This is a genomic window from Pseudomonas sp. FW305-70 (genome assembly GCF_058783925.1).
The window spans coordinates 10,242-12,728 of record NZ_JBYSYZ010000071.1 but is presented as its reverse complement, the minus strand read 5'-3'; the positions used below and the strand labels follow the sequence as shown (position 1 = coordinate 12,728).

The 2,487-nt window shown below is 61.1% G+C and carries 4 protein-coding genes; 3 read left to right on the top strand and 1 reads right to left on the bottom strand.

The features are described from left to right. The first annotated feature begins 231 nt into the window (after positions 1 to 231). The 3 genes from AC3WN7_RS27990 (at position 232) to AC3WN7_RS27980 (ending at position 1,934) form a co-directional block, all read left to right on the top strand. Positions 232 to 363 (top strand): hypothetical protein, encoded by a 132-nt coding sequence (locus AC3WN7_RS27990; protein ID WP_015096286.1) that lies wholly within the window; start codon positions 232 to 234, stop codon positions 361 to 363. A gap of 74 nt (positions 364 to 437) precedes the next feature. Further along, positions 438 to 635: a hypothetical protein gene (locus tag AC3WN7_RS27985; protein ID WP_102675860.1), complete on the top strand. Its 198-nt coding sequence runs from the start codon at positions 438 to 440 to the stop codon at positions 633 to 635. A 99-nt stretch (positions 636 to 734) separates the two neighbouring features. After that, the gene (locus AC3WN7_RS27980; protein WP_102675859.1) at positions 735 to 1,934 is read left to right on the top strand and encodes an MFS transporter; all 1,200 of its coding nucleotides are present in this window, start codon (positions 735 to 737) and stop codon (positions 1,932 to 1,934) included. Here AC3WN7_RS27980 and arfB read toward each other — a convergent pair. Then, positions 1,931 to 2,344: an alternative ribosome rescue aminoacyl-tRNA hydrolase ArfB gene (gene arfB / locus AC3WN7_RS27975; protein WP_007984117.1), complete on the bottom strand. Its 414-nt coding sequence runs from the start codon at positions 2,342 to 2,344 to the stop codon at positions 1,931 to 1,933. The two genes, AC3WN7_RS27980 and arfB, sit on opposite strands and share 4 nt — an antisense overlap. Positions 2,345 to 2,487 lie beyond the last annotated feature (143 nt).

Below are 2,487 nucleotides of genomic sequence, written 5' to 3'. Positions count from 1 at the left end.
CGAAAGCGGTGTGTCAGACGATGCAAATGTCGACTGACACACCGCTTTCGCGAGCAAGCCCGCTCCCACATTTGCAGTGTGTTGCCCCTCTAGACCTGTCTTTACAATCCCATCCGTCGAAACAAATGGATATAAAAGTCCGTTTGTCATTTTCAGTGCTGTATCCTGCCCAGGCTTTTTCAAAGCGCGGATCTACCAGATCTATCAACAGACTTAGCGAGGAGCGCAACCATGCACGAGATTCCTAATCTCCCCTTCCCAAGCCTGCACGTACCTGAGCAGACGACCACGCAACAAGCCGGCGCCCAACAGCCCGAGCCGAAAGAAGCCACTGACCGCCGCCAGGCTGACAGCGAAGACTGAAACACCCGACGTACAGACCGTGTGGAAAGCGCTACCATGCGCTTTCCACACTGCCTGAAACGAGAACCCTGTCCATGACCGATGAACTCAGCGAAACCTTTGATGAAAAGCAGGCCAGCGTCCTGATTGGCACCGCCGAGAAAATGATCGAGATCTGGAATCGCCTCTCCCCCGAGAAACAAGCCGCCTTGCTCACCCGCTTCGGCACCCAGGAAAATGCGCTGGCCGCCCTGGTCACTACGCAACTGGTTGCTCCCGTCAAAGCTGAATGACACCGCCGGGCAAATAGTTTTACTTTTTCACAACCAACGACCGTCCACACCGCTATCATAAGCAGCCTATCTATCCTGCTTTACCGTGGACCTTTACCCATGCCTGAAAACCAGCGCCCCCTGGCGGTCACGCTGCAAGTCGTTTCCATCGTCCTTTTCACATTCATCGGCTACCTGAACATCGGCATCCCCCTGGCCGTATTGCCCGGCTACGTCCACAGCGACCTGGGCTTCGGCGCGGTGATCGCGGGCCTGGTGATCAGCGTGCAATACCTGGCCACCCTGCTCAGCCGCCCCTATGCCGGGAAGATCATCGACAACAAGGGCAGCAAACTCGCGGTGATGTATGGCCTGGCCGGTTGCGGCCTGAGCGGCGTGTTCATGTTGATCTCGGCCTGGACCCAGAGCCTCCCGACCTTGAGCCTGATCAGCCTGTTGATCGGTCGTCTGGTTCTCGGCAGCGCGGAAAGCCTGGTGGGCTCGGGCTCGATTGGCTGGGGTATCGGCCGGGTCGGCGCGGCGAACACGGCCAAGGTCATTTCCTGGAACGGAATCGCCAGCTACGGCGCACTGGCCGTCGGCGCGCCCCTGGGTGTGTTGATCGTCCATCAACTGGGTTTGTGGAGCATGGGCGTGAGCATTGTGCTGCTGGCCGTGCTCGGCCTGCTGCTGGCCTGGCCGAAAACCGCCGCGCCGATCGTTGCCGGTGAGCGCCTGCCGTTCATGCATGTGCTCGGGCGTGTCTTCCCCCACGGTTGTGGCCTGGCCCTGGGCTCCATCGGCTTTGGCACCATCGCCACCTTCATTACCCTGTATTACGCCACGCAACACTGGGACAACGCGGTGCTGTGCCTGAGCCTGTTCGGCGCCAGCTTCATCGGCGCTCGCCTGCTGTTCGGCAACCTGATCAACCGTCTCGGCGGCTTTCGCGTCGCCATTGCCTGCCTGTCGGTGGAAACCCTGGGGTTATTGCTGCTGTGGCTGGCACCGGATGCGCACTGGGCACTGGCGGGTGCGGCGCTGAGCGGCTTCGGCTTCTCGCTGGTGTTTCCGGCGCTGGGCGTGGAAGCGGTGAATCTGGTGCCGGCCTCCAGCCGTGGCGCAGCCGTCGGCGCCTATTCGCTGTTCATCGATTTGTCGCTGGGGATCACCGGGCCGCTGGCCGGGGCCATTGCGGCCGGGCTCGGTTTCGCTTCGATCTTCCTGTTTGCCGCCCTCGCCGCCTTGAGCGGATTGATACTGAGCCTTTACCTGTACCGGCAGGCACCGAAGCAACGCGAGGCGCGGGAAGCCCGCTAGAAGTCGACCTTGCCGCGCCCGGCCTTGATGTTGCCGCGCTTGCTCTTGGATTCGAGACGACGGGTCTTGGAGCCGAGGGTTGGTTTGGTCGGACGGCGCTTTTTCTCGACCTTGGTGGCACTCTGGATCAACTCGGTCAGGCGCAACAGCGCATCGGCGCGGTTCTGCTCCTGCGTCCGGTACTGCTGGGCCTTGATGATCAGCACACCGTCGCTGGTGATGCGGCTGTCGCGCAACGCCAGCAACCGCTCCTTGTAGAACTCGGGCAAGGACGACGCCGGAATGTCGAAACGCAGGTGCACCGCGCTCGACACCTTGTTGACGTTCTGCCCGCCCGCGCCCTGGGCGCGAATGGCCGTCAACTCGATCTCGGCATCCGGCAGATGCACGTTGTTGGAAATCACCAGCATGGAAAAGCGTCCGTAGTCAGAGGGTGCAGGATACCTTGAATAGACTGGGCAGACACGGTCCTTGTGGGAGCGGGCTTGCTCGCGAAGAGGGAGTGCCAGTCACCATTTACTTAGCTGACACACCGTATTCGCGAGCAAGCCCG